At 71.6% G+C, this 26,116-nt stretch carries 29 protein-coding genes, 3 tRNA genes and 1 pseudogene; 4 read left to right on the forward strand and 29 right to left on the reverse strand.

What is annotated here, in order from left to right:
* Positions 1-10: 10 nt before the first annotated feature.
* The 13 genes from ABKW28_RS05625 to rplJ form a co-directional block, all read right to left on the reverse strand.
* Positions 11-790 carry a DnaJ domain-containing protein gene (locus ABKW28_RS05625; protein ID WP_348607130.1) on the reverse strand — a complete coding sequence of 260 codons (780 nt, stop codon included), beginning with the start codon at positions 788-790 and terminating at the stop codon, positions 11-13.
* Positions 787-1,464 (reverse strand): hypothetical protein, encoded by a 678-nt coding sequence (locus ABKW28_RS05630; RefSeq protein WP_193668647.1) that lies wholly within the window; start codon positions 1,462-1,464, stop codon positions 787-789. The genes ABKW28_RS05625 and ABKW28_RS05630 overlap by 4 nt, the downstream gene beginning before the upstream one ends.
* Entirely contained in the window at positions 1,461-2,750 is a 1,290-nt protein-coding gene (locus ABKW28_RS05635; RefSeq protein ID WP_193668648.1) for an MlaD family protein, read from the reverse strand. The genes ABKW28_RS05630 and ABKW28_RS05635 overlap by 4 nt, the downstream gene beginning before the upstream one ends.
* On the reverse strand, positions 2,747-4,156 hold the full coding sequence (locus ABKW28_RS05640; protein WP_348607132.1) for an MCE family protein: 1,410 nt from the start codon (positions 4,154-4,156) through the stop codon (positions 2,747-2,749). Before ABKW28_RS05640 ends, ABKW28_RS05635 begins: the two co-directional genes overlap by 4 nt.
* Complete coding sequence (locus ABKW28_RS05645) at positions 4,156-5,307, reverse strand: MCE family protein (RefSeq protein ID WP_307823008.1); 1,152 nt, start codon at positions 5,305-5,307, stop codon at positions 4,156-4,158. The genes ABKW28_RS05640 and ABKW28_RS05645 overlap by 1 nt, the downstream gene beginning before the upstream one ends.
* Complete coding sequence (locus tag ABKW28_RS05650; RefSeq protein WP_348607135.1) at positions 5,304-6,284, reverse strand: MCE family protein; 981 nt, start codon at positions 6,282-6,284, stop codon at positions 5,304-5,306. The genes ABKW28_RS05645 and ABKW28_RS05650 overlap by 4 nt, the downstream gene beginning before the upstream one ends.
* Positions 6,281-7,318 carry an MCE family protein gene (locus tag ABKW28_RS05655; protein ID WP_348607137.1) on the reverse strand — a complete coding sequence of 346 codons (1,038 nt, stop codon included), beginning with the start codon at positions 7,316-7,318 and terminating at the stop codon, positions 6,281-6,283. Before ABKW28_RS05655 ends, ABKW28_RS05650 begins: the two co-directional genes overlap by 4 nt.
* Positions 7,315-8,595 carry an MCE family protein gene (locus ABKW28_RS05660; protein ID WP_348607140.1) on the reverse strand — a complete coding sequence of 427 codons (1,281 nt, stop codon included), beginning with the start codon at positions 8,593-8,595 and terminating at the stop codon, positions 7,315-7,317. The genes ABKW28_RS05655 and ABKW28_RS05660 overlap by 4 nt, the downstream gene beginning before the upstream one ends.
* A 4-nt stretch (positions 8,596-8,599) precedes the next feature.
* Entirely contained in the window at positions 8,600-9,427 is an 828-nt protein-coding gene (locus ABKW28_RS05665) for an ABC transporter permease (RefSeq protein WP_193668654.1), read from the reverse strand.
* Between the two features lie 5 nt (positions 9,428-9,432).
* A complete protein-coding gene (locus ABKW28_RS05670) occupies positions 9,433-10,218 on the reverse strand; it encodes an ABC transporter permease (protein WP_193668655.1) in 786 nt (261 codons plus the stop codon).
* Positions 10,219-10,234: 16 nt separating this feature from the next.
* Entirely contained in the window at positions 10,235-11,188 is a 954-nt protein-coding gene (locus tag ABKW28_RS05675; RefSeq protein WP_193668656.1) for an ABC transporter ATP-binding protein, read from the reverse strand.
* A 266-nt stretch (positions 11,189-11,454) separates the two neighbouring features.
* A complete protein-coding gene (gene rplL, locus ABKW28_RS05680; RefSeq protein ID WP_193668657.1) occupies positions 11,455-11,844 on the reverse strand; it encodes a 50S ribosomal protein L7/L12 in 390 nt (129 codons plus the stop codon).
* A 92-nt stretch (positions 11,845-11,936) separates the two neighbouring features.
* Complete coding sequence (gene rplJ, locus ABKW28_RS05685) at positions 11,937-12,584, reverse strand: 50S ribosomal protein L10 (RefSeq protein ID WP_179614394.1); 648 nt, start codon at positions 12,582-12,584, stop codon at positions 11,937-11,939.
* A gap of 264 nt (positions 12,585-12,848) precedes the next feature.
* On the opposite strand from rplJ, the gene ABKW28_RS05690 reads away from it, so the two are divergent.
* Positions 12,849-14,132 carry an aminotransferase class I/II-fold pyridoxal phosphate-dependent enzyme gene (locus tag ABKW28_RS05690; protein ID WP_348607143.1) on the forward strand — a complete coding sequence of 428 codons (1,284 nt, stop codon included), beginning with the start codon at positions 12,849-12,851 and terminating at the stop codon, positions 14,130-14,132.
* 78 nt (positions 14,133-14,210) lie between these two features.
* On the opposite strand, the gene rplA is transcribed toward ABKW28_RS05690, so the two are convergent.
* From rplA to ABKW28_RS05715, 5 genes are all read right to left on the reverse strand, one after another.
* A complete protein-coding gene (gene rplA / locus ABKW28_RS05695; protein ID WP_193668659.1) occupies positions 14,211-14,930 on the reverse strand; it encodes a 50S ribosomal protein L1 in 720 nt (239 codons plus the stop codon).
* 113 nt (positions 14,931-15,043) lie between these two features.
* Positions 15,044-15,472 carry a 50S ribosomal protein L11 gene (gene rplK / locus ABKW28_RS05700; protein WP_193668660.1) on the reverse strand — a complete coding sequence of 143 codons (429 nt, stop codon included), beginning with the start codon at positions 15,470-15,472 and terminating at the stop codon, positions 15,044-15,046.
* 137 nt (positions 15,473-15,609) lie between these two features.
* Positions 15,610-16,464: a transcription termination/antitermination protein NusG gene (gene nusG / locus ABKW28_RS05705; RefSeq protein WP_348607164.1), complete on the reverse strand. Its 855-nt coding sequence runs from the start codon at positions 16,462-16,464 to the stop codon at positions 15,610-15,612.
* Between the two features lie 87 nt (positions 16,465-16,551).
* Complete coding sequence (secE, locus tag ABKW28_RS05710; protein WP_193668661.1) at positions 16,552-16,788, reverse strand: preprotein translocase subunit SecE; 237 nt, start codon at positions 16,786-16,788, stop codon at positions 16,552-16,554.
* A 52-nt stretch (positions 16,789-16,840) separates the two neighbouring features.
* Positions 16,841-16,913, reverse strand: a tRNA-Trp gene (locus tag ABKW28_RS05715).
* 163 nt (positions 16,914-17,076) lie between these two features.
* On the opposite strand from ABKW28_RS05715, the gene ABKW28_RS05720 reads away from it, so the two are divergent.
* A complete protein-coding gene (locus tag ABKW28_RS05720) occupies positions 17,077-18,117 on the forward strand; it encodes an adenosine deaminase (RefSeq protein WP_348607146.1) in 1,041 nt (346 codons plus the stop codon).
* A complete protein-coding gene (locus tag ABKW28_RS05725) occupies positions 18,114-18,605 on the forward strand; it encodes a DUF4190 domain-containing protein (RefSeq protein ID WP_348607148.1) in 492 nt (163 codons plus the stop codon). Before ABKW28_RS05720 ends, ABKW28_RS05725 begins: the two co-directional genes overlap by 4 nt.
* Positions 18,606-18,636: 31 nt before the next feature.
* Here ABKW28_RS05725 and ABKW28_RS05730 read toward each other — a convergent pair whose 3' ends face one another.
* The 11 genes from ABKW28_RS05730 to ABKW28_RS05780 all read right to left on the reverse strand — a co-directional run bounded on the left by ABKW28_RS05730 (position 18,637) and on the right by ABKW28_RS05780 (position 25,256).
* Positions 18,637-19,737: a UDP-N-acetylmuramate dehydrogenase gene (locus ABKW28_RS05730; protein ID WP_348607151.1), complete on the reverse strand. Its 1,101-nt coding sequence runs from the start codon at positions 19,735-19,737 to the stop codon at positions 18,637-18,639.
* A complete protein-coding gene (locus tag ABKW28_RS05735; protein WP_193668664.1) occupies positions 19,730-20,137 on the reverse strand; it encodes a MaoC/PaaZ C-terminal domain-containing protein in 408 nt (135 codons plus the stop codon). The genes ABKW28_RS05730 and ABKW28_RS05735 overlap by 8 nt, the downstream gene beginning before the upstream one ends.
* Positions 20,134-20,538 carry a MaoC family dehydratase N-terminal domain-containing protein gene (locus ABKW28_RS05740; protein ID WP_193668665.1) on the reverse strand — a complete coding sequence of 135 codons (405 nt, stop codon included), beginning with the start codon at positions 20,536-20,538 and terminating at the stop codon, positions 20,134-20,136. The genes ABKW28_RS05735 and ABKW28_RS05740 overlap by 4 nt, the downstream gene beginning before the upstream one ends.
* 86 nt (positions 20,539-20,624) lie before the next feature.
* Positions 20,625-20,795 (reverse strand): 50S ribosomal protein L33, encoded by a 171-nt coding sequence (rpmG, locus tag ABKW28_RS05745; protein ID WP_179614404.1) that lies wholly within the window; start codon positions 20,793-20,795, stop codon positions 20,625-20,627.
* A gap of 54 nt (positions 20,796-20,849) precedes the next feature.
* Positions 20,850-20,923: transfer RNA gene (locus ABKW28_RS05750), tRNA-Met, on the reverse strand.
* A 51-nt stretch (positions 20,924-20,974) separates the two neighbouring features.
* A tRNA-Thr gene (locus ABKW28_RS05755) sits at positions 20,975-21,047 on the reverse strand.
* Positions 21,048-21,108: 61 nt separating this feature from the next.
* The gene (locus tag ABKW28_RS05760) at positions 21,109-22,518 is read right to left on the reverse strand and encodes an amidase (RefSeq protein WP_348607153.1); all 1,410 of its coding nucleotides are present in this window, start codon (positions 22,516-22,518) and stop codon (positions 21,109-21,111) included.
* 62 nt (positions 22,519-22,580) lie between these two features.
* Positions 22,581-23,288: an LrgB family protein gene (locus ABKW28_RS05765; RefSeq protein ID WP_348607156.1), complete on the reverse strand. Its 708-nt coding sequence runs from the start codon at positions 23,286-23,288 to the stop codon at positions 22,581-22,583.
* Positions 23,285-23,665, reverse strand: a complete 381-nt coding sequence (locus tag ABKW28_RS05770; protein ID WP_348607158.1) for a CidA/LrgA family protein — start codon at positions 23,663-23,665, stop codon at positions 23,285-23,287. The genes ABKW28_RS05765 and ABKW28_RS05770 overlap by 4 nt, the downstream gene beginning before the upstream one ends.
* Complete coding sequence (locus ABKW28_RS05775; protein ID WP_307823007.1) at positions 23,650-24,261, reverse strand: DNA-3-methyladenine glycosylase I; 612 nt, start codon at positions 24,259-24,261, stop codon at positions 23,650-23,652. The genes ABKW28_RS05770 and ABKW28_RS05775 overlap by 16 nt, the downstream gene beginning before the upstream one ends.
* On the reverse strand, positions 24,258-25,256 hold the full coding sequence (locus ABKW28_RS05780; protein WP_348607161.1) for a pirin family protein: 999 nt from the start codon (positions 25,254-25,256) through the stop codon (positions 24,258-24,260). The genes ABKW28_RS05775 and ABKW28_RS05780 overlap by 4 nt, the downstream gene beginning before the upstream one ends.
* A gap of 186 nt (positions 25,257-25,442) precedes the next feature.
* Here ABKW28_RS05780 and ABKW28_RS05785 point away from each other — a divergent pair.
* A pseudogene (locus ABKW28_RS05785) lies at positions 25,443-26,048 on the forward strand (IS30 family transposase); the annotation flags it as partial.
* Between the last annotated feature and the right edge of the window lie 68 nt (positions 26,049-26,116).

The raw sequence follows: 26,116 nt of genomic DNA on the forward strand, positions 1-26,116 counted from the left end.
CGGGGCCGGCTCACTCCTGCAGCTGGTTGGTGGACAGGGCACCGACCAGCCAGCGGCCGTCCTCACGCACCATTCGCAGCGTGACCTGGTCCTTGTAGACCTCCGGCTCGTCCATGCCCTTGCGCAGGGTCGGACGGTTGACGAAGACGAGCACGTCGACGCGGTCGGCGCCGGTGCGCACCACCGCCGAGTCGACGACGTCGACCTCCACGACCGGCTGGACCTCCTCGAGGTTCGGCTCGAGGGCGGCGACCAGCTTGTCGTACTCCTCCTGGTAGGCGGGAGTCATGTAGGAGCGCGCCGCGGCGGTGGACTCGTCGAAGGAGCGGTAGTCGTAGGAGAGCACCGGGCCGACGGCGCGCTCGGCCACGGCGCGGGCCTGCTCGGCCGACTCCTCGATCTCGTTGCCGCCGCTCGCCGAGGCCACCACGCGCTCGTTGGGCTGGGCCCACACCAGCGCCGCCGCGCCCACCGAGAGAACGGCCAGCACCACGAGCACCACGAGCGCCCAGCCGGGCACCAGCGGCAGCCGGCTCGCCGTCGCGGTCGGCGTCGCGGTCGGCGCAGGGGCCGGCTCGTCGGCGGGCTCGTCGGCGGCGAGGGCCGCGTCGTGCTCGGCGCGCCGCTCGGGGTCGAGCAGCACCTCCGCGGCCTGGTTCAGCAGGCGGAAGCGGCGCTCGCTGGGGTCGAGGTCGGCGATCCCCGAGCGCCACGCGGCACGCACCTCCTCGGTGCTCGCGCCGCGCTCGACGCCGAGCACGTCGTACCAGCTGGCCCCCGTGGTGCTCACTGCTCTCCCCCGTCGCTGTCGTCGCCGGGCGCCGGCTCCTCGGTGGTCCCGCTCGGCGCGGCTGCGCCGCCGGTGACCTGGTCGAAGGCGTCGACCTGCCACTCGCCGCCGACCTCGACCAGCTCGACCCGCACCCGGAACTGCGCCGGCGGGCTCTCCACGGGGTCCTCGTCGCCCTGGGCGATCGCGTTGGTGAACTGGCCGGCCACCAGCGCGGTGGCGGAGTCGGCGTCCATCGTCGAGACCCCGACCGCGTAGACCTCGCTGGTGCGCCGGACGCCGCTCTGGGCGACCAGCTGCTCGGCCGTGCCGGCCTGCTCCTCGAAGTCGGTGCGGAACTTGGCGGTGATGAGGTCGGTGACCAGCTCGCGCCACTCGGGCATCTGGCCGTCGTCGTCGAGGAGGTCGGGGCCGTAGGTGTTGACCCTGAGCATGAACTGGCTGGCCACGTCCATGACGCGCTCGCGCTCGTCCTGGATCTCGTTGCGGCCCTGCGCGACGTTGGAGACCCGCTCGACGAGGTTGCCGTCGGTGCTGGAGCTGCGGGTGGCCACCACGTAGCCGACCACCACCACACCGCTCACCAGGAGCACGGACAGCAGCCCGGCCAGGGCGAGCCGGAAGCCGGGCGAGGCGGTGCGGGACCGCTCGGTCGTCGGGGCGTCGTTCGTCACCGGTCGGCGACGAGCGGCTGGAGGAACAACCACTTCCAGGACTCCTTACCGAGCGTGGGCGGGGCCACGCTACCCGGTGCCGACAACGCCGCCGGGGGGCGCTCGCCCCAGGTCAGCTCGCCGGAGTCCGGGTCGAAGGAGGCCACCACCGACGACGGGTCGAAGGACGCCGCGGGGCGGGGGTAGACGTTCTGGGCGCCTCGCGCGTTGCTCTGCGCCGGCGGCTCCGCGCAGCGCGCGTCCTCGTTCATCGGGCGGTTCTCGCCGTTCTGCGGCGGACGCGTGTCGGTGCTCTGGTAGCCGTCGTGGCAGATCGGGGTGTCGGTGATGATCAGCCCGAAGTGCGCGTCGTAGAGCCCGGTGTCGGGGGACTTCGAGACGACGGTGAAGCCGCCCTCGACGACGTAGGGGTAGATCACCAGCAGCTGCTCGATGCCGTCGAGGTGGCGCACCACGACCTCACCGGTGGTGACGAGGTTGTTGACGAGGCTGCCGAGCTCGACCCGGTTGTCCTCGATGAGGCCGCGCAGCTGCACCGCGGCGGGCGAGCCGTTGGCGATCAGGCGGCGCAGGTCGGGGTCGGCCTCGGCCAGGGTGCCGGAGAAGAGCGCGAGCTGGTCGGCGAAGGTGCGGATCGCGCTCTCGGAGGCGATCTGGCCGTTGAGGACGACGTTGGCGTCGCGGATCAGCGCGGTGGTGACGTCGAAGTTGTCGTTGGCGGTCTCGATGAAGGAGTTGCCGGTGTCGATGATGCGCTGCAGGTCCTCCCCCGTGCCGGCGAAGGCCTCCCCCAGCTCGCTGACCGTGGTGCGCAGCGCACCCCGGTCGACCGAGCCGACGGTGGTCGAGAGGTTCTCGAGCAGCACCTCGGTCGCGATGGGGGTGCGGGTGTCCTCGAGCGCGATCTCGGAGCCCTGCTCGAGGTAGGGCTCGGTCTCCACCTTCGGCTGCAGCTCGACGTACTGCTCGCCGACCGCGGACCGGTTGCCGACCACCGCCAGGGTCTCGGCGGGGATCGAGTCGTAGTCGTTCTCGATCGAGAGGTAGGCGTCGACGCCCTCGTCGGTGAGCTCGAGCTTGTCGACCCGGCCCACGCCCACGCCCCGGTAGGTGACCTCGCCGCCGGCGAAGATGCCGCCGGAGCGCTCGAGGTGCGCGACCACGGTGTAGGAGCTGTCGTAGAACAGCCGGTCGAGCTGGGCGTAGCGCGCCCCGACGTAGGAGACGCCCACGAGCGTGATGATCACGAAGACCATCAGCTGGAGCTTGGTGCGGCGGGTGATCATCGGGCCACCATCCCGGGCACGAGCAGGGTCACGAGGTCCTCGTCGTAGATCGCGGCGAGCTCGGCCATCGTCGGGCCGCGCTCGGGGTCGAAGCCGGGGCGCAGCAGGCCCCCGACGATGGGCAGCTCGGGCAGGCCCCCACCACCCTCACCGCCACCGCCGCCGCCGCCGCCGAGGTTCGGCAGGCCGGGCAGGTTGGCGTTGATGATCTGGCAGACCACGGTCTTCTTGTTCTTCTTCTTCAGGCAGACCTCCTGCAGCCTCAGCAGCTTCTCGGGGGTCGCGAGCACCTTCTGGCAGGCGTCCGAGGTCAGGCTGCCGCTCTGCAGGCACGCGGCCACGTCGCCGAGGAGCTTGGTCGGGTCGAGGTCGGTCGGCAGCACCGTGGGCAGCTCGGTCGGGATGCCGGTGATGCCGCCGGACAGGTCGATCTCGAGCTGGATGTCGAGGTTGGTGTAGTCGCCCATGTGCAGGTTGCGCGCGACCTGCGGGTCGCGCCCCACGACCTCGTCGACGAACGGGTAGGTCAGGAACACGTTGAACGCCTTGACGAAGGCGTCGCCGGAGTCGGCCAGCTCGGTCAGCACCGGCTGCAGCTGGGTGAGGGTGGCGATGGTGTCCTGCTTGGTCCGGCGGATCACCCGCACGCCCACGTCGCCGAGCCGGTCGAGCGCCTGGAGCATGCTGACCAGGTCCTCGCGCTGGCGGTCCAGGGAGACCAGGGCGGTCGGCAGCTCGTCGAGGGCCAGGTTGATGTCGTCCTGCTGGCCCCGGACCGCGAGCGCGAGGTCGTTGAGCCGCGCGATGGCGTCGACGATGTCGGCCTTGTTGTCGTCGAGGGTGCCCACGAGGGTGTCGACCTGGGTCAGCACCGACTTCGCGGCGTCCTCGCGGCCCTCCAGGGCCAGGTTGAGCTCCTGGGTGATGGTCTTGAGCTGGGCCACGCCGCCGCCGTTGAGGACCAGGCTGAGCGCGCCCAGGACCTCCTCGACCTCCGGGTTGCGACCCGTGCGGTCGAGCGGGATCACGTCGCCGTCACCGAGCTCTCCGCTGCCACCGTCGGCGGGGGCCGAGAGCGAGACGAACTTCTCGCCGAGCAGGCTGGTCTGGCGGATCTCGGCCAGCGGCTCGTCGGGCAGGTCGGTGTCATTGCGCAGCTCGAGGGTGACCTCGGCGACGGTGCCGTCGAGCTCGATGTCGGTCACCTTCCCCACGTCGACCTCGTTGAGCTTGACCGTCGACTTGGGGACCAGGTCGAGGACGTCGCGGAACTGCACGGTCACCGTGATCGGGTCGTCGCCCGTGTCGGTGCCGCCGGGCAGCGGCAGCTGGTAGACGTCGAAGTCGCAGGCGCTCAGGGTGAGCGAGGCCGCCACCATCGCCAGCACGAGTCGGGTCCGGCGCATCAGCGGGTCACCTCCACGAGACCACCCAGGGTCGGGTCGAACGGGTCGGCGGCAGGTGCGGCGCCGGCACCGGAGCCGCGCAGGGCGTCGAGCGCGCCGGGCCGGGGCAGCGTGTCCTGCACCAGGTCGCACAGGCCGCCGGTGGGGTCGACGGAGTTGACCACGGTGCACAGCAGGAGCGCGGGGTCGTTCACGAGCTGGCTCTCGATGTTGCCGATGTTGGCGTTGGTGTCGAGGGTGCCGGCCTGCGGGTTGTAGGTCAGGTACAGGTTGTTGAGCGCCAGGGGCGCCACGCCGAGCACCTCGTCGAGGTTGTTGCGCTGCTTGACCAGCACCTTCGCGACCCGGTTCAGGCCCTTGATGTCGCGCCCCAGCACGTCGCGGTTGGTCTTGACGAAGTCGTTGACCTCGCCCAGGGCCGTCGACAGGTTGGCCAGCGAGCCGGCGAGCTCGTCGCGCTCACCGGCCAGCAGCTCGGAGACGTCGGCCAGCGAACGGTTGAACTGGCGCACCGTGGTGTCGTTCTCGGCCAGGGTGCTGACGAACGCCTGCACCTCGCTGAGCGAGGAGAACAGCTCGTCCTTGTTGTCGTCGAGGGTCTCCGAGAGCCGGCTGAAGTCGCCGATCGTCTGGTTGAACGCCGCGCCCTGGCCACCGAAGTTCTCGGCGGTGACCTGCAGCAGGTCGTTGAGCGCACCGTTCTTGTTGGCGCCCTCGGGGCCCAGCGCCACGTTGAGACGGTCGAGGCTGGCGTAGATGTCGTCGAGCTCGAGCGGGACCGAGGTGCGGTCGACGCCCAGGATCTCGCCCTCCGCGAGCTCGTCGCCCTCCTCGTAGACCGGGGTCAGCTGGATGTAGCGGTCGCCCACGATCGACGGCGCGATGATCACGGCGCTGGCGTCGGCCGGCACCTGCACGTCGGCGTCGTAGGACATCGTCACCACGACCTCGGTGCCGGAGGGCACCACGGTCTCGACCTGGCCCACCGGCACGCCCAGGACCCGCACGTCGGAGCCCTCGTAGACCGAGACGGTGCGCGGGAACTGTGCGGTCAGCATCTTGGGGTCCTCACCGCCGAGGAAGGTCAGCGCGGCGGCGAGCAGCAGGGCCACGATGACCAGCGGCGCGGCGAAGCGGCGGACGGCGCTCACGAGATGCCACCTCCGTTGAGGACCTCGGGGATCGGCGGGAAGTTCTGGATGTAGGTGTCGAACCACGGCCCGTTGCCCAGGGTGTTGGCGAAGACGCGGTAGAACGGCGCCATCAGCCGGATGCTGTCGTCGATGTTGTCCTCGTTCTTGTTCAGCACCGCCAGCACCTCCTCGAGCTCCTCGAGGGCCGGGCGCAGGTCGCTGCGGGTGTCGCGCACCAGGCGGGTCAGCTCGCGGGAGAGCTCGCTGGTCGAGACCAGCAGGCGGTGGATCTGGTCGCGTCGCGCCACCAGGGCACCGAAGAGGACGTCGGCGTCCTGCATCAGGTCGACGAGGTCGTCGTCACGGTCGTCGAGCACGGTCGAGACCCGCTCGAGGTTGGTGAGCAGGCTGCCGATCTCCTCGTTCTTGGCCGCGATGTTGGTCGAGAGCCGCGAGACGCCGTCGAGGGCGGCGCGGAACTCCTCGGGCGTGTTGCGGGTCAGGTCGGCCAGGGTGGTCAACGAGCGCGCGAGCTGGTCGGTGTCGATCTGCCCCGCGGTGTCGGCGAGGCCCTCGAAGGCCTCGACCACGTCGAACGGGGAGGACGTGCGCTCGACCGGGATCGTCGCGCCCTCCTCCAGCTGCCCCGAGCCGGCCGGGTCCACCGAGACGTACATCGAGCCCAGCAGCGTCTTGACCTTGATGTCGGCGCGGCTGTCGGGGCCGAAGCCGGAGTCGGTCTTGACCTGGAAGGCCACCCGCACGACGCCGTCGGCCAGCTCGATGCTCTTGACCTGGCCCACGCGCACACCGGCGATGCGGACCTCGTCGTCGGGCTGCAGGCCACCGGCCTCGGAGAACTCGGCGTAGTAGGTGTCGCCTCCACCGATCAGCGGCAGGTCCTGGGCCCGGAACGCCGCGACCAGGAGGACGGCGAGCACGCTCATGCTCACCAGCCCCACGATCACGGGGTTCCGCTCACGGAAGGGGATCATCCGAGGTCACACCTCTCCGCACCGGTGTTGAAGTTCACCGGGACCGGGCTGCCACCGGGCAGCCGGACCCGTCCCTCGAAGCCGCAGAGGAAGAAGTTGAAGTAGCTGCCGTAGATCGCGGTCCGGCCGACCTTCTCGAGCTTGATCGGCAGCACCTGCAGGGCCCGGTCGAGCTCGCCCTTGTTGCGGTTGATGTTGCCGGCCAGGCGGCGCAGCTGCTTGACGTCGTTGGTGAAGGGCTGGCGGATGCCGCCCACGAGGTCCGAGGTCTGCTCGGAGAGCAGCGAGATCTGCTCCAGCGAGCCGAGGATCGCGCCGCGGTCCTGCTTGAGCCCCTTGACCAGGGTCCGGAAGTTCACGATCAGGTCGCTGAGCTGGTCGTCGCGGTCGGCGATGTTGTCGAGGACCTGGTCGAGGTTGCTGATCAGGTCGCTGATCAGCTCGTCGCGGTCGGCGAGCGTGCTGGTCACCGAGGCGGTGCTGGCCAGGAGGCTCTCGAGCGTGCCGCCCTCGCCCTGGAAGACCTGCACGACCTCGTAGGACAGCTTGTTGACGTCGGCCGGCGAGAGCGCCTGGAAGAGCGGCTTGAAGCCGTTGAAGAGCACGGTCAGGTCGAGCGCCGGCGAGGTGTTCGAGACGTCGATCGTCTCGCCCTCCTCGAGGGCCGTCGTCTCGCCCACCTGCTGGGTCAGCGAGATGTAGCGCTGCCCGACCAGGTTGCGGTAGCGGATCGAGGCCCGGCTCGACTCGGTGAGGCTGACCGCCTCCTCGAGGTCGAAGCTGACCAGCGCCCGGGTGCGGTCGACGACCTCCACGTCCGTGACGGTGCCGACCTTGACCCCCGCGACGCGCACGTCGTCGCCCGAGACGACGCCGGTGGCGTCGACGAACTCGGCCTTGTACTCCCGGGAGTCGGCGAAGGAGATGTTGCCGATCGTGATGATCAGCACGCCGGTCGCCAGGAGCGTGACCAGCACGAAGACCAGCAGCTTGACCAGGGCGCTGAAGGTCTGGGTGTCGAGGACCTTGCTCATCGCAGGCTCACCTCCGCGCCACGCGCCATCGGGGCCAGGAGCAACGCACCCAGGTCGGGCACGTCGCCGGTGCTCACGCCCATGCCGGGGGCCAGCAGCGACTTGAGCAGCTCGCTCTCGGCGGTGCTGCCGGCGTAGCCCTGCTCGTAGCCGAAGCCCGGCGCCACCCGGCTGGTCCCCTTGCCCGTCGGCTCGTCGACGCCGTCGTCCATGTCGGGCTGCACCTGGTTGGGGTTCTCCTGGCTTCCGGGCGGGGTGGGCAGGTTGAGGCAGCTGGGACCGCGGTCCTCGCCGTAGCGCGGCTGGTCGGCGGCGGTGTAGCCGCGCGGCTGGTTGGGCAGGGTCTCCAGCACGATGTGCAGGGTGAAGTTGCGGAACGCCTCGGCCTGCAGCTTGCCGGCGTTGACGATGCCCCGCGTCAGGCAGGTGAACTGCGGTGAGTACTTGGCCAGCAGGCGCACCTGCGGCTCGGAGACCTCGCCGAGGCGCACCAGGTTCTGCTCGTTCTCGGCCAGGAAGCTGCGCGCGCTGCCCGAGAAGGCGCTGACGTCGCGGAACAGCGCGTTGAGCGTGTCGGACTGCTCCTCCAGCGTGCCCAGGGTGGTGACCTGGTCGCGCAGGATCTGGCCCACCTCGGGCAGCACGTCGGCGTAGATGTCGGAGACCTCGGCGGTCAGCCGCAGGTCCTCGATCGCGCCCGGCAGCTGGGGGTTGAAGCGCTTGAGGTAGGAGTCGAGCGTCTCGAGGTTGTCGCCGAGCTGGTCGCCGCGCCCCTCGAGCGCGGTGGCCAGCGCGTTGAGGGTCATGTTGAGCTCGGCCGGCTGCACGGTGCGCAGCAGGGGGTTGAGGTCTGATAGCACCTTCTCGACCTCGGTCGCGACCTCGGTGCGGTCGATGACGTCGCCGGCCTCGATGCTGGGCCCGCTGACGTCGTCGCCCTCCACGACCAGGGCGACGTACTTCTCGCCGAAGAGCGTCTTGGGCACGATCGAGCCGGTGACCCCGGCGGGGATCGTCCCGATCTCCTCGGGGTAGAGGCCCAGGGTGATGTCGGCACCCGCCTCGGTGGGCTCGTAGTCGAGCACCTCGCCCACGATGACGCCGCGGATCTTGACGTCGGCGCGCTCGGGCAGCTGCAGGCCGATGCGCGAGCTCTGCAGGGTCACCTCGTCGTAGTCGACGAACTTCTTGGTGAAGATCGCGTAGGTCAGCCACGCGCCGCCGACGAGCATCGCCAGGAAGACGATGCCCAGGAGCTTGAACTGTCGAAGGATCATCGTCTCAACCCGCCAACCGCACGGTGGTGCTGGAGCCCCAGATGGCCATGGACAGGAACAGGTCGATCACGTTGACCGCCACGATGCTGGTGCGCACCGCACGGCCGACCGCGACCCCCACGCCGGCGGGACCGCCGCCGGCGTTGTAGCCGTGGTAGCAGTGGATCAGGATCACCGCGACCGCGAAGACCAGCACCTTGCCGAAGGACCACAGCACGTCGCCCGGTGGCAGGAACTGGTTGAAGTAGTGGTCGTAGGTGCCCGCGCTCTGCCCGAAGAACTGGGTCACGGTCAGCCGGGTCGCGAAGTAGGAGGACAGCAGCCCGACCACGTAGAGCGGGATGATGGCGATCAGGCCCCCGACGATGCGGGTGGTCACCAGGAACGGCATCGAGGGGATCGCCATCACCTCGAGGGCGTCGACCTCCTCGGAGATGCGCATGGCGCCCAGCTGGGCGGTGAAGCCGCAGCCGACGGTCGCGGCCAGGGCGATGCCGGCCACGAGCGGGGCGATCTCACGGGTGTTGAAGTAGGCCGAGACGAACCCGGCGAACGGCGCCGTGCCCAGCTGGTCGAGCGCGGCGTAGCCCGAGAGGCCGACCTGGGCGCCGGTGAAGAACGTCATCGCGAGGATGACCCCGACGGTGCCGCCGATGACCGCCAGCGCCCCCGAGCCGAGCGTGACCTCGGCGAGGATCCGCAGGATCTCCCGGGGGTAGCGCTTGATCGAGCGCGGGGAGGCCATCAGGGCGCGGATGTAGAACGCCAGCTCCTCGCCGAGGCGGTCGAGCGCCCCGGCGGGCTTGGTGTAGACCGACTTGATGCTTGCCATCTGCCTCAGCCCGTCTTCGGGGGGACGACCTGGAGGTAGATCGCACTCAGGACGAAGTTGACGATGAACAGGAGGACGAAGGTGATGACCACGGACTCGTTCACCGCGTCGCCCACGCCCTTGGGGCCGCCGTTGGCGTTCATGCCCTTGTAGGCCGCGACGATGGCGGCGATCATGCCGAAGACCAGGGCCTTGAGCAGGCCCACCCACAGGTCGGGCAGCTGGGCCAGGGCGGTGAAGCTGGCGATGTAGGCGCCCGGCGTGCCGCCCTGCAGGCCGACGTTGAAGACGTAGCCGCCGGCCACGCCCACCACGCTGACCAGGCCGTTGAGGAAGACCGCGACCAGCATCGCCGCGAGGACCCGGGGCACCACCAGACGCTGGATCGGGTCGATGCCCAGCACCATCATGGCGTCGAGCTCTTCTCGGATCTTGCGGGCGCCGAGGTCGGCGGCGATCGCCGAGCCGCCCGCGCCGGCGATCAGCAGGGCGGTGCCGATCGGGGCCGCCTGCTGGACCACCGCGAGCACCGAGGCCGAGCCGGTGAACGACTGGGCGCCGAACTGCTTGATCAGGCCGCCGACCTGCAGCGCGATGACCGCGCCGAAGGGGATCGCGACCAGGGCCGTGGGGATGATGGTGACCGACGCGATGAACCAGGCCTGCTGGATGAACTCGCGCAGCTGGAAGGGACGACGGAAGAGCCCACGCCCCACGTCGAGGGCGAAGGCGAAGAGGTTGCCTGCGGCCCCGACGGGCGCCAGGACCCGGGTCGCCGTTGAAGATGCCACGTGTCTCAGGTCCCCCTCAGGCCCCGGGCGCCATGGACACGTTGTCCTCGAAGGAGCCGGGCGGCGGGGTGATGCCCTGCTCGCGGCACCACGCGCCGGGCTCGCGCTGCGAGCGGCGCGCGATGCCGTTGGAGGGCTCGAGCTGCATCGGGATCGGCGGCAGCGGCGGCAGCTCCTGGTCGGACTCGGCGGCCAGCTCGTCGGCGTCCTTCTCCTCCGACATGCCGATCGGCCCGATCTTCTGGGCGTTGAGGAACTGGCGCACGACCGGCTCCTCCGAGCTCAGCAGCATCTCGCGGGGGCCGAACATGGCCAGGTGCTTGTGGTAGAGCAGGCCGATGTTGTCGGGCACCGTGCGGGCGGTGTTGATGTCGTGGGTGACGATCAGGAACGTGGCGTCGATCTGGGCGTTGAGGTCGACGATGAGCTGGTTGAGGAACGAGGTGCGCACCGGGTCGAGGCCCGAGTCGGGCTCGTCGAAGAGCACGATCTCGGGGTCGAGGACCAGCGCGCGCGCCAGGCCGGCGCGCTTGCGCATGCCGCCCGAGATCTCGCCGGGCAGCTTCTGCTCGGTGCCGATCAGGCCGGTCAGGTCGAGCTTCTCCATCACGATGGCCCGGATCTCCGACTCGCTCTTCTTGGTGTGCTCGCGCAGCGGGAAGGCGATGTTGTCGTAGAGGTTCATCGAGCCGAACATCGCGCCGTCCTGGAACAGCACGCCGAAGAGCTTGCGGATCTCGTAGAGCTCGCGCTCGGAGCACGAGGCGATGTCGGTGCCCTCGATGATGATGGAGCCGCGGTCGGGCTTGAGCAGCCCGATCAGCGTCTTGAGGAAGACCGACTTGCCGGTGCCCGAAGGACCCAGCATCACGCAGATCTCACCCGCGGGGATCGTCAGCGACACGTCGCCCCAGATCAGCTGCTTGCCGAACGACTTGGTCAAGTCGTTGACCTCGATCTCCACGCCCATGCCGTGCTCCCCTTCGCGGTCTGCGCTCGTCGTGCCCGTGCCCGAGCCCGGACCGGCTCACACTCACGAGTAACAACGCTGCCTGCGCCGTGAGGTTACGCATTATTGTCACGTCCGTCACTCGCGCGCCGGGTTTCGAGACCAACCCGTCACCGCGCGCCCGGACTTCACCTCATCGGCGGGCTCACCGCGCGCGACCTGCGCAAATGCAACGACCCCCGTCGACCGTGAGGTCGACGGGGGTCGTCGGGTTCAGCGAGCGTTCGTCACTTGAGGGTGACGGTGGCGCCGGCGCCCTCGAGCGCCTCCTTGGCCTTCTCGGCCGCAGCCTTGTCGACCTTCTCCAGGATCGCCTTGGGGGCGGCCTCGACCAGCTCCTTGGCCTCCTTCAGGCCGAGCGAGGTGAGGGCGCGCACCTCCTTGATGACGTTGATCTTCTTGTCACCAGCGGCCTCGAGGACGACGTCGAACTCGTCCTGCGCAGCGGCCTCCTCGCCACCGGCGGCACCGCCGGCGGCGGGGGCGGCGGCAACGGCGACCGGGGCGGCGGCGGTGACGTCGAAGGTCTCCTCGAACTGCTTCACGAACTCGGAGAGCTCGATGAGGGTCATCTCCTTGAACGCGTCGAGGAGCTCGTCGGTGCTGAGCTTCGCCATGGTGGCGGTTCCTTCCGTTAGGTGGCCGGCACCCGATCAGGTGCGGATCGGCCGGGTTTCAGGTGGTGTGCTGCCGTGCTGAGCCGACTGGCTCAGGCCTCGGCGGTGTCGCCCTCGTCGGAGGTCTCCGCCGCAGCGGGGGCCTCGTCGGCGGGGGCCTCGGCCGCAGCCGGGGCCTCCTCGGCGGCGGCCGGGGTGCCGGCACCACCTGCGAGGATCGAGGGGTCCTGCTCGGCCTTCGACTCCAGCGCACCCGCGAGACGGGCGACCTGGGCGATCGGGGCCTGGAACAGGGAGACGGCGTTCTGGAGCGACGCGAGCATCGCGCCGGCCAGCTTGCCCATGAGGACCTCGCGCGACTCGAGGTCGGCCAGCTTGGCCACCTCCTGCGCGGAGAGCGGGCTGCCGTCCAGGATGCCGCCCTTGATGATCAGGGCGGGGTTGGCCTTGGCAAAGTCACGCAGACCCTTGGCGGCCTCGACCACGTCACCCTCGATGAAGGCGATGGCGGTGGGGCCGACCAGGATGTCGTCGAAGCCGGAGATGCCCACCTGGTTGGCGGCGATCTTGGCGAGCGTGTTCTTGACCACGGCGTAGTTGGCGTTCTCGCCGAGGGAGCGCCGCAGGTCCTGCAGCTCCTTCACGGTGAGACCGCGGTAGTCGGTCAGCACAGCGCCAGCAGAGGTGTTGAACTGCTCAACGATCTCTGCGACGGCTGCCTGCTTGTCTGGCCGCGCCATGGGTCTCCTTCCGGACGGTGAGACCGTGGTCCGGTGGGCCTGGCCCGAGACGACGAACGCCCCGAGCGCAGGCTCAGGGCGTGGACCCCGTCGAGACGGGGGGCTCTGTACTCCTGCGCGGGTCGCCCGATCACTCGGAGCCTTCGGTCACCCCACGTGCGTGGCGCGACGACCGGCGGTCTCTGGTTACGAGCAGGACAGTACGCCGTCCACGCGAGCCGGACCAAATCGGCTCGTCGCGGCTGGGCTGGCAGGATCGTCCCCATGACTCCGCGTCCGCCGCTCCGCTCCCTGTCCGCCGACGAGCTCGCGACCTTCCTGGCCGCCCGGCAGGAGGCCTACACCGCCCTGCAGGCGCGCGGCCTGCGACTCGACCTCACCCGGGGCAAGCCGGCCAGCGACCAGCTGGACCTCTCCGACGCGCTGCTGGGGCTGCCCACCTCGACCACCGACCGCAGCGGCACCGACGTGCGCAACTACGGCGGCCTGGAGGGCCTGCCCGAGCTGCGGGAGATCTTCGCCGAGCTGCTGGAGGTCGAGCCGGCGCAGCTGCTCGCCGGCGGCAACTCGAGCCTGACGATGATGCACCAGGCCCTGACCTTCCTGCTGCTGTGGGGCGGGCCGGGCTCCGAGCGGGCCTGGAAGGACGAGCCGGTCGTCAAGTTCGTCTGCCCGGTGCCCGGCTACGACCGGCACTTCTCGATGCTGGCCGACCTGGGCATCGAGATGCTCAGCGTGCCGATGCACGAGGACGGCCCCGACGTCGAGGCGGTCGCCGCGCTGGTGGCCGACGACCCCGCGGTCAAGGGCATGTGGGTCGTGCCGACCTACGCCAACCCGACGGGCTCGGTGGTCTCCCCCGAGGTGGCGCAGGCGCTGATGTCGATGCCGACCGCCGCCCCCGACTTCCGGGTCTTCTGGGACAACGCCTACGCGCTGCACCACCTGGGCGACGAGGAGGTGCGCAGCGCCGACGCGCTCGGTCTGGCGGCCGCGGCCGGTCACCCCGACCGGCCGGTCATGTTCGCCTCGACCTCCAAGATCACCTGGGCCGGCGCCGGCGTGGCGTTCATGGCGACGTCGGAGGCCAACAGGGCCTGGTTCCTGCGCCACCTGTCGATGGCCTCGATCGGGCCCGACAAGGTCAACCAGCTGCGCCACGTGCAGCTCTTCGGCGACGCCGAGGGCGTGCGCGCGCACATGCGCCGGCACCGCGCGCTCATCGCGCCGAAGTTCGCGGCCGTCGACGCCGCGCTCACCGACGGCCTCGAGGGCCTCGAGGTCGCCGAGTGGACCCGCCCCACCGGCGGCTACTTCGTCAACCTCGACGTGCTCGACGGCACCGCCACCCGGGTGGTCGAGCTGGCCAAGGAGGCCGGGATCGCCCTGACCCCCGCCGGCGCCTCGTTCCCGCACGGCCAGGACCCGCGGGACCGCAACATCCGGCTCGCGCCGACCTTCCCGCCGCTGGAGCAGGTCGAGACCGCCATGGCCGGGGTGGCCACCTGCGTGGCGCTGGCCGCGGCCGAGCAGCTGCGCGCCGGCTGAGGTCCCGCACGACGCACGAAGGCCCGGTCCCTGTCGAGCAGGGACCGGGCCTTCGGCGTACGAAGGGGGCTCAGGCGATCAGGCCTGGGCCTCGTCCTCGGACGCGACGTTCTTGGTGCGGTTGGGGTCGACCTGCACGCCGGGGCCCATCGTCGTGGAGACGGTGACCTTCTTGATGTAGCGGCCCTTGGAGCTGGCGGGCTTGAGCCGCAGCACCTCCTCGAGGGCGGCGGCGTAGTTCTCGGCCAGCTGGGTCTCGCCGAAGGAGGCCTTGCCGATGATGAAGTGCAGGTTGGCGTGGCGGTCGACGCGGAACTCGATCTTGCCGCCCTTGATGTCGGACACGGCCTTGGCCACGTCCGGCGTCACGGTGCCGGTCTTCGGGTTCGGCATCAGGCCGCGGGGGCCCAGCACGCGACCCAGACGGCCGACCTTGCCCATCATGTCGGGGGTGGCCACGACGGCGTCGAAGTTGAGGTAGCCGCCGTTGACCTTCTCGATCAGCTCGTCGCCGCCGACCTCGTCGGCGCCGGCCTCGCGGGCCGCCTCGGCCTTGTCGCCGTTGGCGAAGACCAGGACGCGGGCGGTCTTGCCGGTGCCGTGGGGCAGGTTGACGGTGCCGCGCACCATCTGGTCGGCCTTGCGGGGGTCGACGCCGAGGCGCATGACCACGTCGACGGTCTCGTCGAACTTCTTCTTGCTGGTGGTCTTGGCGATCTTGATCGCGGACAGCGGGGCGTGGAGCTCGTCCTGGTCGAACTGCTCCGCGGCCGCGCGGTAGGTCTTGCTGCGCTGCATGTCTGGTCTCTCTCTTCTTGGTCCAGGTGTGGTCAGGTGGGCCAGCGCGGCCCTGCCACAGGTGCGGTACGCCGACCCGCGCGAGGCGGGTGCGGCGTGCGACGACGGGTCGGTCAGTCGGTGGTGATGCCCATGGAGCGGGCGGTGCCCTCGACGATCTTCATCGCGGCGTCGATGTTGTTCGCGTTGAGGTCGGGCAGCTTGGTCTGGGCGATCTCGCGCACCTGGTCCTTGGTCAGCTTGCCGACCTTCTCCTTGTGCGGGACGCCCGAGCCCTTCTGCAGACCGGCGGCCTTCTTGATCAGCTCGGCGGCCGGCGGGGTCTTCGTGATGAAGGTGAAGGACCGGTCCTCGTAGATGGTGATCTCGACGGGGATCACGTTGCCGCGCATGGACTCGGTCTGCGCGTTGTAGGCCTTGCAGAAGTCCATGATGTTGACGCCGTGGGGGCCCAGGGCCGTACCGACCGGCGGGGCGGGCGTCGCGGCGCCGGCCTGCAGCTGCACCTTGACCAGTGCGGCGATCTTCTTCTTGGGAGGCATGAAGCTGGTTCTCTTTCTCTCTCGTGGTCATGACGAGGGCGGGCTGGGCCCTCTGCCACCTGCGTGTTGCGTGTCGCGCCCACCATTGTGCGGCGCGCGGGCCCCGCCGGCCCAATCGGACCGGGCGGGGAGGTGCCTCAGACCCGCTGGATCTGGCTGAAGCTGAGCTCGACCGGCGTCTCGCGGCCGAAGATCTCGACCAACGCCTTGACCCGCTGGGCCTCGGCGTTGATCTCGGTGATCGTGGCGTGCAGCGTCGCGAACGGGCCGTCGACGACCATGACCGAGTCGGAGACCTCGAAGTCGGCGACCTCGACGGGCTTCTTGGCGGTGGTCGGCGAGCCGGGCGCGACGGTGCCGGAGGCGACGGCCTCGGCCTCGGCGCGGGCCACGACGGCGGGGGCCAGCATGTCCTCGACCTCACGCATGGTGAGCGGGACGGGCTGGTGGGAGTTGCCCACGAAGCCGGTCACCGACGGCGTGTGCCGCACGGCCGACCAGGACTCGTCGGTCAGGTCCATGCGGACCAGGACGTAGCCGGGCAGGACGGTGCGCTTGACCATCTTGCGCTGGCCGTTCTTGATCTCCGCGACCTCCTCGGTGGGGACCACGATCTCGTGGATGTAGTCCTCCATGTTGAGGGAGATGATGCGGTTCTCCAGGTTCGACTTCACCCGGTTCTCCATGCCGGAGTAGGTGTGCACGACGAACCAGTCGCCCGGCTTGGCCCACAGCTCGCGGCGGAACGCCTCGAGCGGGTCGTCGGCGTCCTCCTCGGGCTCGGGGCCGTCCTCGGCCTCGTCGGCCACCTCCGCCTCGTCGGCCTCGGCGTCAGCGACCGCCTGGGCGGCGCTGTCGTCGACGGCACCGTCGACGGCCTCGTCGGCCTCCGGGTGCGACACCGGCTCCACCGGGTCGACCTCGGGGTTCTCCGACGTCTCCGTCTCCTCGGTCTCGACCGAGTCGTACTGCTCCGTCACGCGCTGCTCCATCACGTTGCTGTGCTCAATTGCCTGCGCCGGCGTGCGCCGGTCGCGGGGGGCCGTGGCCACGACGGGTCACCGTCGCGGCTGCGGCCACTACTCGGACTGACCGGTGAAGACGAAGAACGCCAAGCGCCCCAGACCGAGGTCGAGGGCCGAGATGATCGCCATCATCACCAGGACGAAGACCATGACCACGATGAAGTACGTGACCAGCTGCTCCTGGGTGGGCCAGACGACCTTGCGGAGCTCGGCGACCACCTGTCGGTAGAACGTCACCGGGTTCGTGCGCTCGGCCTTCTCGCCGTCGCGGACCGGCTTGCTGTCCGACACGCCGTCACCATTCCTTCGCTCGTCCGTCCGGCCTCACCGACCAGATGTCCTGCAGGGCACGAGGGACTTGAACCCCCAACCTTCGGTTTTGGAGACCGATGCTCTGCCAGTTGAGCTAGTGCCCTCCGGTGGCACCCGGGCATGCCGAAGCATGTGGGGAATCCACCAATCCAGGAGTCTACGGGGAAGGCCCCGGCCCCGTCCAAACCGGCCCCGGCGACCGGCACGTCGGCGGCCCCTAGGGTGGGGGGATGGACGAGACGCCGGGAGCCCACCCAGGACCAGACGTTGCGTGACCTGCACCGACTGCCGAAGGCCCACCTGCACCTGCACTTCACCGGCTCGATGCGCCACGAGACGCTGCTGGAGCTGGCCGAGCGGGACGAGGTGGCACTGCCCGACTCGCTGGTCGACCAGTGGCCGCCGAGGCTCAGCGCGGCCGACGAGAAGGGCTGGTTCCGCTTCCAGCGCCTCTACGACGTGGCCCGCTCGGTGCTGCGCACCGAGGACGACGTACGCCGCCTGGTGCGCGAGGCCGCCGAGGACGACGTCGCCGACGGCGGGCGGTGGCTGGAGATCCAGGTCGACCCCAGCGGCTACGCCGCGCGCTTCGGCGGCGCGACCGCCTTCACCGACCTGGTCCTCGACGCCGTGGCCCAGGCCTCGCGCGAGACCGGGCTGGGCATCGGGGTGCTGGTCGCGGCCAACCGCACCCGGCACCCGCTCGACGCCCGCACGCTGGCCCGGCTCGCGGCGCAGTACGCCGGGCGGGGAGTGGTCGGCTTCGGGCTCTCCAACGACGAGCGGCGCGGCACCACCACGGACTTCGCCGCGGCGTTCCGCATCGCGCGCCGCGCCGACCTGGTCCTGGCTCCGCACGGCGGTGAGCTGCGCGGGCCCGAGCACGCGCGCACCTGCCTCGACGAGCTGCACGCCGACCGGCTCGGGCACGGCGTGCGGGTCGCGGAGGACCCGGCCCTGCTGAACCGGGTCGCGGCCGCCGGCGTGACCCTGGAGGTCTGCCCGGTCTCCAACGTCGCCCTCGGGGTCTACTCCGACCTGACCTCGGTGCCGCTGCCGACGCTGCTCGAGGGCGGCGCCCAGGTCGCGCTGGGCGCCGACGACCCGCTGCTCTTCGGATCGCGCCTGGCCGGGCAGTACGCCACGATGCGCGCCGCGCACGACCTCGACGACGCCACCCTGGCCGAGCTGGCCCGGATGTCGCTGCGCGGCTCGCGAGCCCCCTCCGACGTGCGCGAGCAGGCCCTGGCCGACATCGACGCGTGGCTGGCGGCTCCCGGGCCGCACGGTGAGAGGATGACGCCGTGACTGATCGGGACCCGGACGACACGACCCCCTCCAGCCCCTCGAGCCCCTCGAGCCCCTCGAGCCCGCCGCCGTACGGGCAGGACCCGCACGGGTCGCCGTACCCGCCCCCGGCGTACCCGCCGCAGGGCCAGGGCTACGAGCAGGGCTACGGGCAGGGCTACGGGCAGCCGTACTACCCGCAGGGCCAGCCCCTGCCGGGCCAGGCGGCCACCATGCACCCCCAGGCGAACACCGCCCTGGTGCTGGGCATCGTGTCGCTGGCGGGCGGCATGATCTGTGGGCTGCCGCTCCTGGCGGGCCCCTTCGCCTGGTTCACCGGCCGCAAGGCCAAGCGCGAGATCGAGGCGGCCCCGCAGCACTACACCGGCGCCAGCGAGGCCGGCGCCGGCATGGTGCTGGGCATCGTCTCGACCGTGCTGCTGGCTCTGGGCCTGCTGGCCGGGGTGCTCGTCGTGGGGCTGCTGGTGGTCGGGGTCTCCACCGCCTGACCGAGGGCCCGACCGGGGACGAGCGCGAGCCTCAGGCGTCGTCGTCCTCGTGGTGGTGGGGGTCGAGGTCGCAGCCGAGCAGCACCGGCTCGTTGACCAGGCGCACGCCGAAGCGCTCCTGCACGCCGTCGCGCACGTGACGGGCCAGGGCCAGCAGGTCACTGGTGCTCGCCTCGCCGCGGTTGGTCAGGGCCAGGGTGTGCTTGCTCGAGAGCCGGGCACGCCCGGTGCCGACGTCGGCGCCGTACCCCCGCCCGAAGCCGGCGTGCTCGATCAGCCACGCGGCGCTGGTCTTGACGCGGCCGTCGGGCTGCTCCCACGCCGGGGCGCCCTCGGGGAGCGCGTCGGCGTCGACGACGGGGTTGGTGAAGAAGGAGCCCGCGCTCCAGGTGTCGTGGTCGTCGGCGTCGAGGACCATGCCCTTGCCGGCACGCAGCCCCAGGACCGCCTCGCGGACCGCGCGCAGCGGTGCCCGCTGCCCGGCCTCGACCCCGAGCACCCGCGAGAGCTCGCCGTAGCGCACGGGCGCGGCCAGGGTGCCGGTGGCGAGCTGGAAGGTCACCGAGAGCACCACGTGGCGTCCGGGCTCGGCCTTGAAGCGGGAGTGGCGGTAGGAGAAGTCGCAGTCGCCGTTGGCCAGGGTGCGGACCTGCTGGTCGCGCCGGTCGTAGGTGCGCACCGACGCGATCGTCTGGGCGACCTCCTGGCCGTAGGCGCCGACGTTCTGCACCGGCGTGGCACCCACGCTGCCGGGGATGCCGGAGAGCGCCTCGACCCCGACCCAGCCGCGATCGACGGCGGTCGCGACGAACCCGTCCCAGTCCTCCCCTGCCGCGACCGTCACCAGGACGCCGCCGCAGGCCGCGTCGGCCCCGCCGGCGTCGACGTCGGGCACGACCCCGCGGGTGGCGACCTCGACCACCGTTCCCGCGAAGCCCTCGTCGGCGACCACCAGGTTGCTGCCGCCGCCCAGCAGCAGCACGGGCTCGCCGGCGGCGTCGGCGTCGGCGACCGCCGCGACCAGCTCGGCCTCGGTGCTCGCACGCACCCAGCGCGCGGCGGGCCCGCCCAGACGGAGGGTGGTGCGCTCCGCGAGACGCGGGTGGGTGGGACCGGGGGCGGCCTCAGCCATCGAGCGCCACCACGGCGCGCGGCATCCCGAGCACCTTCTGGCCCGCGCAGGTGACCTCGAGGGCGATGGTGGCACGGCCGTCCTCGACGGACTTCACGCTGCCGCCCACCACGACGACGACGCCGGAGTCGTCGTCGGGCACCACGACGGGCGCCGTGAACTTGCAGCCGATCTCGAGCACCGGCGCGTCGTGGGTCCAGGTCGCGACCGCGCGGGCGGCCAGCGCCATGGTGTACATGCCGTGGGCGATCACGCCGGGCAGGCCCACCTGGGCGGCGACCCGGTCGGACCAGTGGATGGGGTTGAGGTCGCCGCTGGCGCCGGCGTAGGCGACCAGGTCGGCGCGGGTCACGGCGTACTCCTGCGGGGCCAGGACGGCGCCGGGCTCGAGGTGGGTCATGCCTGCTCCCCCGCCCGGTGCACCAGGGTCGCGCCGGCGGTGCACACCAGCGCCCCGGTCTCGTCGTGGACCTCGCTGCGGGTGCCGATGATGTCGTTGCCGCCGATCTGGCGCAGCGAGGCGACGCTCAGGGTCGTGGTGAGCACGTCGCCCGGCACCACGGGCCGCTCGTAGGCGAAGCGCTGCTCGCCGTGCACGATGCGGCGCAGCTCGACCTGCTCGGCCTCGAGGAAGGCGTTCATGGCCTCGAAGGCCAGCACGATGGGGAAGGTCGCCGGGGCCGGGCCGCCCTCCCAGGTCGCACCGCTGGCGGCCGCGAACGTGCGCAGCCGCTCCTCGGTGACGGCGTACGGCCGGGTGGGTGGGAACGATCGGCCGACGAGCGAGGGGTCCAGCGCCATGACTCCAACCTAGTACGCGGGAACGACGAACGGCCCGCCCGGTGTCCCGGACGGGCCGCTCGCGACGAGCTGGTGAGCCGCTGGGCTCAGCGGGTCTCGCGGTGCGTCGTGTGCTGACGGCACCGGGGGCAGAACTTCGCCAGGTCCAGACGGTCGGGGTCGTTGCGGCGGTTCTTCTTGGTGATGTAGTTGCGCTCCTTGCACTCCGTGCAGGCGAGAGTGATCTTGGGGCGAACGTCGGAGCTCTTGGAGGCCACGGGGAAGTCCTTGGGTCGGTTCGGGGTGCTTGAGGTGTCGCTCGTCAGGTGCAGTAGCGGGAGCGGGACTCGAACCCGCGACACCACGATTATGAGTCGTGTGCTCTAACCACCTGAGCTACCCCGCCACGGGGCCGGGTCCGCCCGCCAGGATAGTCCGGCGGGCCAACCTCTCCCAGAGCCCCTTTACGGAATCGAACCGTAGACCTTCTCCTTACCATGGAGACGCTCTGCCGACTGAGCTAAAGGGGCAACGCGGAAGAAGATTACACACACCCTCCGGGGAGTGGAAATCGAGGGCGCCCGACCTGGGTCATACCCCTTCTGACCTGCCCAGATGCGTGAACGGACGTGCCTGCTCCAGCTCCAGCGAGAGCTCGAGGAGCAGCGCCTCGCGCCCGTGCCCGGCGCTGAGCATCATCCCCAGCGGGAGCCCGTCGGCGTCGGTCGCCAGGGGCAGCGAGACGGCCGGGTCGCCGGTGGCGTTGTGCCACGGTGTGAAGGCCACCCACTCCTGCAGGCGCTCGATGACGGTGTCGTAGCCCAGCCCCGGCGCCAGGTGCCCGACCCGCGGCGTCGGCGTGGCCAGGGTGGGCGTCAGCAGCACGTCGTGGCGCTCGTGGAAGCGGGCCGAGACGCCGGGCGTGCGGCGCAGCCGGGCCACCGCGCCGGGCAGCCGCACCAGGTGGCGGCGTACGTGCTCGCCCAGGCCGTGGGTGAGCTCGTCGAGACGGGTGCGGTCGAAGGTGCGCCCGTGCTGGCTGCGCCCGCCGACGAGCGACGCGGCGGCCAGGGAGGCCCAGTAGAGCAGGAAGTCGTCGGCGAACGAGGCCGGCGCTGGGGCCGCGACCTCCTCGACGTGGTGGCCCAGCTCCTCGAGCAGCGCGGCGGTGCGCAGCGTCTGCTCGGCGACCTCGGGGGTCGCGGCGCGCCCCGCGCCCGACGTGGTGACGCCGATGCGCAGGCGCTGGCGCCCGGCGCGGGTGATGTCGCCCACGGGCGGCAGGGACAGGTCGCGGTAGACCTTCTCGGCCTCGCGGAGGAAGGCGGCGGTGTCGCGCACCGACCGGGTCAGCACGCCGTCGCTGACGATGCGCACCGGCATCCGGCGCAGCAGCGCGTCCTGGGCCAGCCGGCCCCGCGTGGGCTTGAGGCCGACCAGCCCGTTGACGGCCGCGGGGATGCGGATCGAGCCGCCGCCGTCGTTGGCGTGCGCGATCGGCACCGCGCCGGCGGCGACCAGCGCCGCGGAGCCGGCCGACGAGGCGCCCGCGGTGCGGGCGGGGTCCCACGGGTTGCGCACCGGGCCCAGCCGCGGGTGCTCCGCGGCAGCGCTGAACCCGAGCTCGGAGAGCCGGGTCTTGCCCAGGGCCACCAGGCCGGTGGCCAGGTACATCCGCGTCAGGTCGCCGTCGCGGCGCGCCGGGCGCCCCACGAAGGCGTCGGTGCCGTGCAGGGTGGGCATGCCCTCGACGTCGACGTTGTCCTTGAGGAAGGTCGGCACACCGGAGAAGAACCCGCCGCGCGGGGCGGCCGCCTCGGCCCGGGCCCGCTCCCAGGCCCGCCAGGCCACGGCCCCGAGCTCGGTGTCGACGGCCTCGGTGCGGGCGATCGCCGCCTCCACCACCTCGGCCGAGCCGACCTCGCCGGCCGCCAGCGCCTCCACGGTGCCCACGGCGTCGAGGTGGCCCAGGGCGTCGTCGGTGTACGCGTGCACGCTCATGGTCGACGAACCTAGCGTCCCCCGACCGGACGGGTGGGCGAGTCCGCGAGAGGGCCTGCCGATCAGAGGAGCAGGGCGACCAGGAGCGGCGCCACGACGCTCGTGACCAGCGCCGTCAGCCCCATCGCCAGCCCCGAGAACGCCCCCTCCACCGGGTGGTCGACGATCATCCGGCCGGTGCCGATGCCGTGGGAGGCCGACCCGACGGCGAGCCCCCGGGCGCGGTGGTCGCGCACCCGCAGGAGGCCCAGCACGCCGGGCCCGGCGACGGCGCCGAGGATGCCGGCGGTGATCGTCAGCGCGGCGGTCAGCGGCGGCAGGCCGCCGAGGGTCTCGGAGACCGCGATCGAGACCGGGGTGGTCGTGGCCTTGGGGGCCATGCTGCGCGCGAGCAGCTCGTCGCCGCCCAGCAGCCGCACCAGCCCCACCGCGGCCGCCACGGACACCGCGGCGCCCGCCACGACGGCGGTCAGCAGCGGCAGCACGAAGCCGCGCAGACGGGCCAGCTGGCGGTGCAGCGGGACCGCGAGCGCCACCGTGGCCGGGCCGAGGACGAAGGTGATCACCGCCGTGTCCTCGGCGTACGACGCGTAGTCGACGTCGAGGAACACGACCAGCGCCCCGACGACCACGATCGCGACGAGCACCGGCTGGGCCAGCGGGTGGGCCCCGGTGCGCCCCCGCAGCCACAGGCCGAGCTGGTAGGCCAGCAGGGTCACCACCAGCCACAGCAGCGGCTGGTCGAGCACGGCGTCCACGGTGCCGCTCACGGGGCTCCCCCGCCGGCTGCGGGGTCGTCGACGACGCGGGTGCGGCGCCCGAGCCGGTCGGCCAGGACGCCGACGACGCCCAGCCCCACCAGCCACGAGCCGACCAGCGCGACGACGACCGCGACCGGGTCGTCACGCAGCACGCCGGCGTAGGCCACGATGCCGACCCCGGCGGGCACGAAGAGCAGCTGCAGGTGCGGCAGGACCGCGTCGGCGGTGCGGTGCACGGGGCTGTCGTCGGGCGGGTCGCGCAGCACCAGCACCACGAGCAGCAGCACCATGCCGACCACCGGCCCGGGCACCGGCACCCCCGTCGCCTCGACGACCAGCTCACCGGCGAGCTGGCAGGCCAGCAGCCAGGTCAGTCCGAGGAGCACCGGGTCAGTGTGGCCGACGGCGCCCGGCGATGACAGCCCACCAGGTGCGGGTCGAAGATCCCGATCGCCTCCATCAGCGCGAACATCGTCGTCGGACCGACGAAGACGAAGCCGCGGCGCTTGAGGTCCTTGCTCAGCGCCAGCGACTCGGGCGAGGTGGTCTGCTGCTCGGCGGTCGTGGCCGGGGCGGGCGGCACCGCGGGCGCGTGCGAGCGCACCAGCGCCTCCAGCCCGCCGTCCTCGCGCAGCTCCACGGTGGCGGCGGCGTTGACCAGCGCCGCCTCGACCTTGCGGCGGTTGCGGACGATGCGCGCGTCGGCCATCAGCCGCTCGACGTCGGCGGCGTCGTACGCCGCGACCCGCTCGGCGTCGAAGCCCGCGAAGACCTCGCGGAAGGCGGGCCGCTTGGCCAGGATCGTCGACCACGACAGCCCGGACTGGAAGGCCTCCAGCGTCAGCCGCTCGAGGTGCGCGCTCTCGCCCTCGACCGGTCGGCCCCACTCGTCGTCGTGGTAGTCGCGCATCGTGCTGGGCGCGGCGCCCGCCCAGGGGCAGCGCGGCACGTCGTCGTCGACGCCGACGACCGGGCCGCTCACCCGCGCTCCCTGAGCCGCGCGTGGGGCAGCGGCGGCGCCGGGATGGGGCGGGTGTGGTCGCCGGCGACGACGCCGAACCGGCCGGGGGCGACCTGCTGGGCGTCCGCGACCACCTCGCCGTCGCGCTCGACCTGGGCCTGCCACTCCTCGCGGAAGGCCACGACTTCCTCGTGGGTGCGGCCCACGAAGTTCCACCACATCACGATCGACTCGCCGAGCGGGGTGCCGCCGAGCAGCAGCAGCCGCACCTCCTCGTCGCCGGCGACCAGGGTGGTGCTGGCGCGGCCGAGCGGCACGTGGGCCAGCTCGTGGGTGGCCACCGGGACCCCGTCGACCTCCAGCGCGCCGAGGTCGACCAGGACCCCGTGCTCGTGGGTCTGGTCCACGTCGAGGCGCAGCGTGGTGCCGGGCTCGAGCACGATCTCGGCACCCACCAGCGGGGTGTGGGTGCGTACCGGCGAGCGCTGGCCGAGGAGCTCGCCCAGGAACACCCGGCCCCGCCAGCCGGGGCCCTCGACGGGCTCGGGGGCGTGGTGCTCGAAGCCCGGCTCGGTGTGCCTGGTCGCGTCGGGCAGCGCGACCCACAGCTGGACGCCGTGCAGGGTGCCGGTGGTCGTCGTGCTGATCTCGGAGTGGCTGATGCCCCGCCCGGCGGTCATCAGGTTCAGCTCGCCGGGGCGCACCACCGCGTGGTGCCCGGCGCTGTCGCGGTGCTCGATCTCGCCGGTGAAGAGCCAGCTGACGGTCTGCAGGCCGGTGTGCGGGTGCGGGGTGACCTTCATGCCCCCGGTCGCGCCGACGTCGTCGGGGCCGTAGTGGTCGACGAAGCACCACGCGCCGACCAGCGAGCGCGAGCGCTGCGGGAGCGTGCGGCGTACGAGCATGGCGCGGGGACCGCCGAGCGGCACCTCGCGAGCCGGGAGCACCTCCACGCCGCCCGCCGGCGGGCCGGGCGTGCAGGTGACCTCGTCGGGGCGCGGGTCGGGGTTGCTCACCCCACCGAGACTAGTCGCCGACCCGGCCCAGATCTCCCCCCTGGGTTCTAGGAAGTGATGCAACACCTCAGATGACTGAGGAGCTGCGTTATGGCACGTCCGATGAGGCCCAGGGAGTTGGACCGTCCGTTCTGGGAGGCGATCCGTTCTGGTCTGGGGGTGAAGTCGGCTGCTCGCGTGGCGGGCATGTCGGCGACCACTGCGAAGCGGGTCTTCAGCAAGGCTGGCGGGGTGAACCCTGTTCCCGTGAATCCGCCGGTGGGCCGATACCTGTCGTGGTTCGAGCGGGAGGAGATCGCGGCGCTGACCCACGCCGGCCATGGGATGCGAGAGGTCGCGCGTCGCGTCGGTCGCAGCCCGGCCACGATCAGCCGTGAGCTGGCCCGTGGCCAGACCGGGCGCGGGTACCGGGCTTCGGTGGCTCAGGCCAAGATCGATCGGGGTCGTAGCGCTGCGCGCAGCGCGAAGCTGGCCACCAACCTGCGGCTGCGCCGGGCGGTCCAGGAGCGCTTGGAGCAGGACCTGAGCCCCGAGCAGATCGCTGGCAGACTCAAACTGGACTTCCCCGACGATGCGGAGATGCGGGTGTCGCCCGAGACGATCTACCAGTCGCTGTACGTCCAGGCCCGCGGCGGGCTCAAGCGCGAGCTGACCACCCATCTGCGCACCGGACGCTCGATGCGCAAACCCCACCGCCGTGAGGCCGAGAGACGCGGCCGGATCCCCGACATGATCATGATCAGCGAACGCCCCGCCGAGGTCGAGGACCGTGCGGTGCCCGGGCACTGGGAATCTCAATGTTGTTGTCAAGCGGCATGAGCCCTCGCGGGTGGGGCGGCGGTCCAGGTGCGGTCGTCGCG

The sequence above is a fragment of the Nocardioides sp. 31GB23 genome (assembly GCF_040012395.1).
Lineage (GTDB): Bacteria > Actinomycetota > Actinomycetes > Propionibacteriales > Nocardioidaceae > Nocardioides > Nocardioides salarius.

Excerpts from the sequence above, each read along its gene's own strand:
- ABKW28_RS05635 (WP_193668648.1), bottom strand. The coding sequence starts at position 2,750 with ATGATCACCCGCCGCACCAAGCTCCAGCTGATGGTCTTCGTGATCATC.
- ABKW28_RS05640 (WP_348607132.1), bottom strand. The coding sequence starts at position 4,156 with ATGCGCCGGACCCGACTCGTGCTGGCGATGGTGGCGGCCTCGCTCACC.
- ABKW28_RS05650 (WP_348607135.1), bottom strand. The coding sequence starts at position 6,284 with ATGATCCCCTTCCGTGAGCGGAACCCCGTGATCGTGGGGCTGGTGAGC.
- ABKW28_RS05655 (WP_348607137.1), bottom strand. The coding sequence starts at position 7,318 with ATGAGCAAGGTCCTCGACACCCAGACCTTCAGCGCCCTGGTCAAGCTG.
- ABKW28_RS05660 (WP_348607140.1), bottom strand. The coding sequence starts at position 8,595 with ATGATCCTTCGACAGTTCAAGCTCCTGGGCATCGTCTTCCTGGCGATG.
- ABKW28_RS05665 (WP_193668654.1), bottom strand. The coding sequence starts at position 9,427 with ATGGCAAGCATCAAGTCGGTCTACACCAAGCCCGCCGGGGCGCTCGAC.
- ABKW28_RS05675 (WP_193668656.1), bottom strand. The coding sequence starts at position 11,188 with ATGGGCGTGGAGATCGAGGTCAACGACTTGACCAAGTCGTTCGGCAAG.
- rplL (WP_193668657.1), bottom strand. The coding sequence starts at position 11,844 with ATGGCGAAGCTCAGCACCGACGAGCTCCTCGACGCGTTCAAGGAGATG.
- rplJ (WP_179614394.1), bottom strand. The coding sequence starts at position 12,584 with ATGGCGCGGCCAGACAAGCAGGCAGCCGTCGCAGAGATCGTTGAGCAG.
- ABKW28_RS05690 (WP_348607143.1), top strand. The coding sequence starts at position 12,849 with ATGACTCCGCGTCCGCCGCTCCGCTCCCTGTCCGCCGACGAGCTCGCG.
- rplA (WP_193668659.1), bottom strand. The coding sequence starts at position 14,930 with ATGCAGCGCAGCAAGACCTACCGCGCGGCCGCGGAGCAGTTCGACCAG.
- rplK (WP_193668660.1), bottom strand. The coding sequence starts at position 15,472 with ATGCCTCCCAAGAAGAAGATCGCCGCACTGGTCAAGGTGCAGCTGCAG.
- nusG (WP_348607164.1), bottom strand. The coding sequence starts at position 16,464 with ATGGAGCAGCGCGTGACGGAGCAGTACGACTCGGTCGAGACCGAGGAG.
- ABKW28_RS05730 (WP_348607151.1), bottom strand. The coding sequence starts at position 19,737 with ATGGCTGAGGCCGCCCCCGGTCCCACCCACCCGCGTCTCGCGGAGCGC.
- ABKW28_RS05735 (WP_193668664.1), bottom strand. The coding sequence starts at position 20,137 with ATGACCCACCTCGAGCCCGGCGCCGTCCTGGCCCCGCAGGAGTACGCC.
- ABKW28_RS05740 (WP_193668665.1), bottom strand. The coding sequence starts at position 20,538 with ATGGCGCTGGACCCCTCGCTCGTCGGCCGATCGTTCCCACCCACCCGG.
- ABKW28_RS05760 (WP_348607153.1), bottom strand. The coding sequence starts at position 22,518 with ATGAGCGTGCACGCGTACACCGACGACGCCCTGGGCCACCTCGACGCC.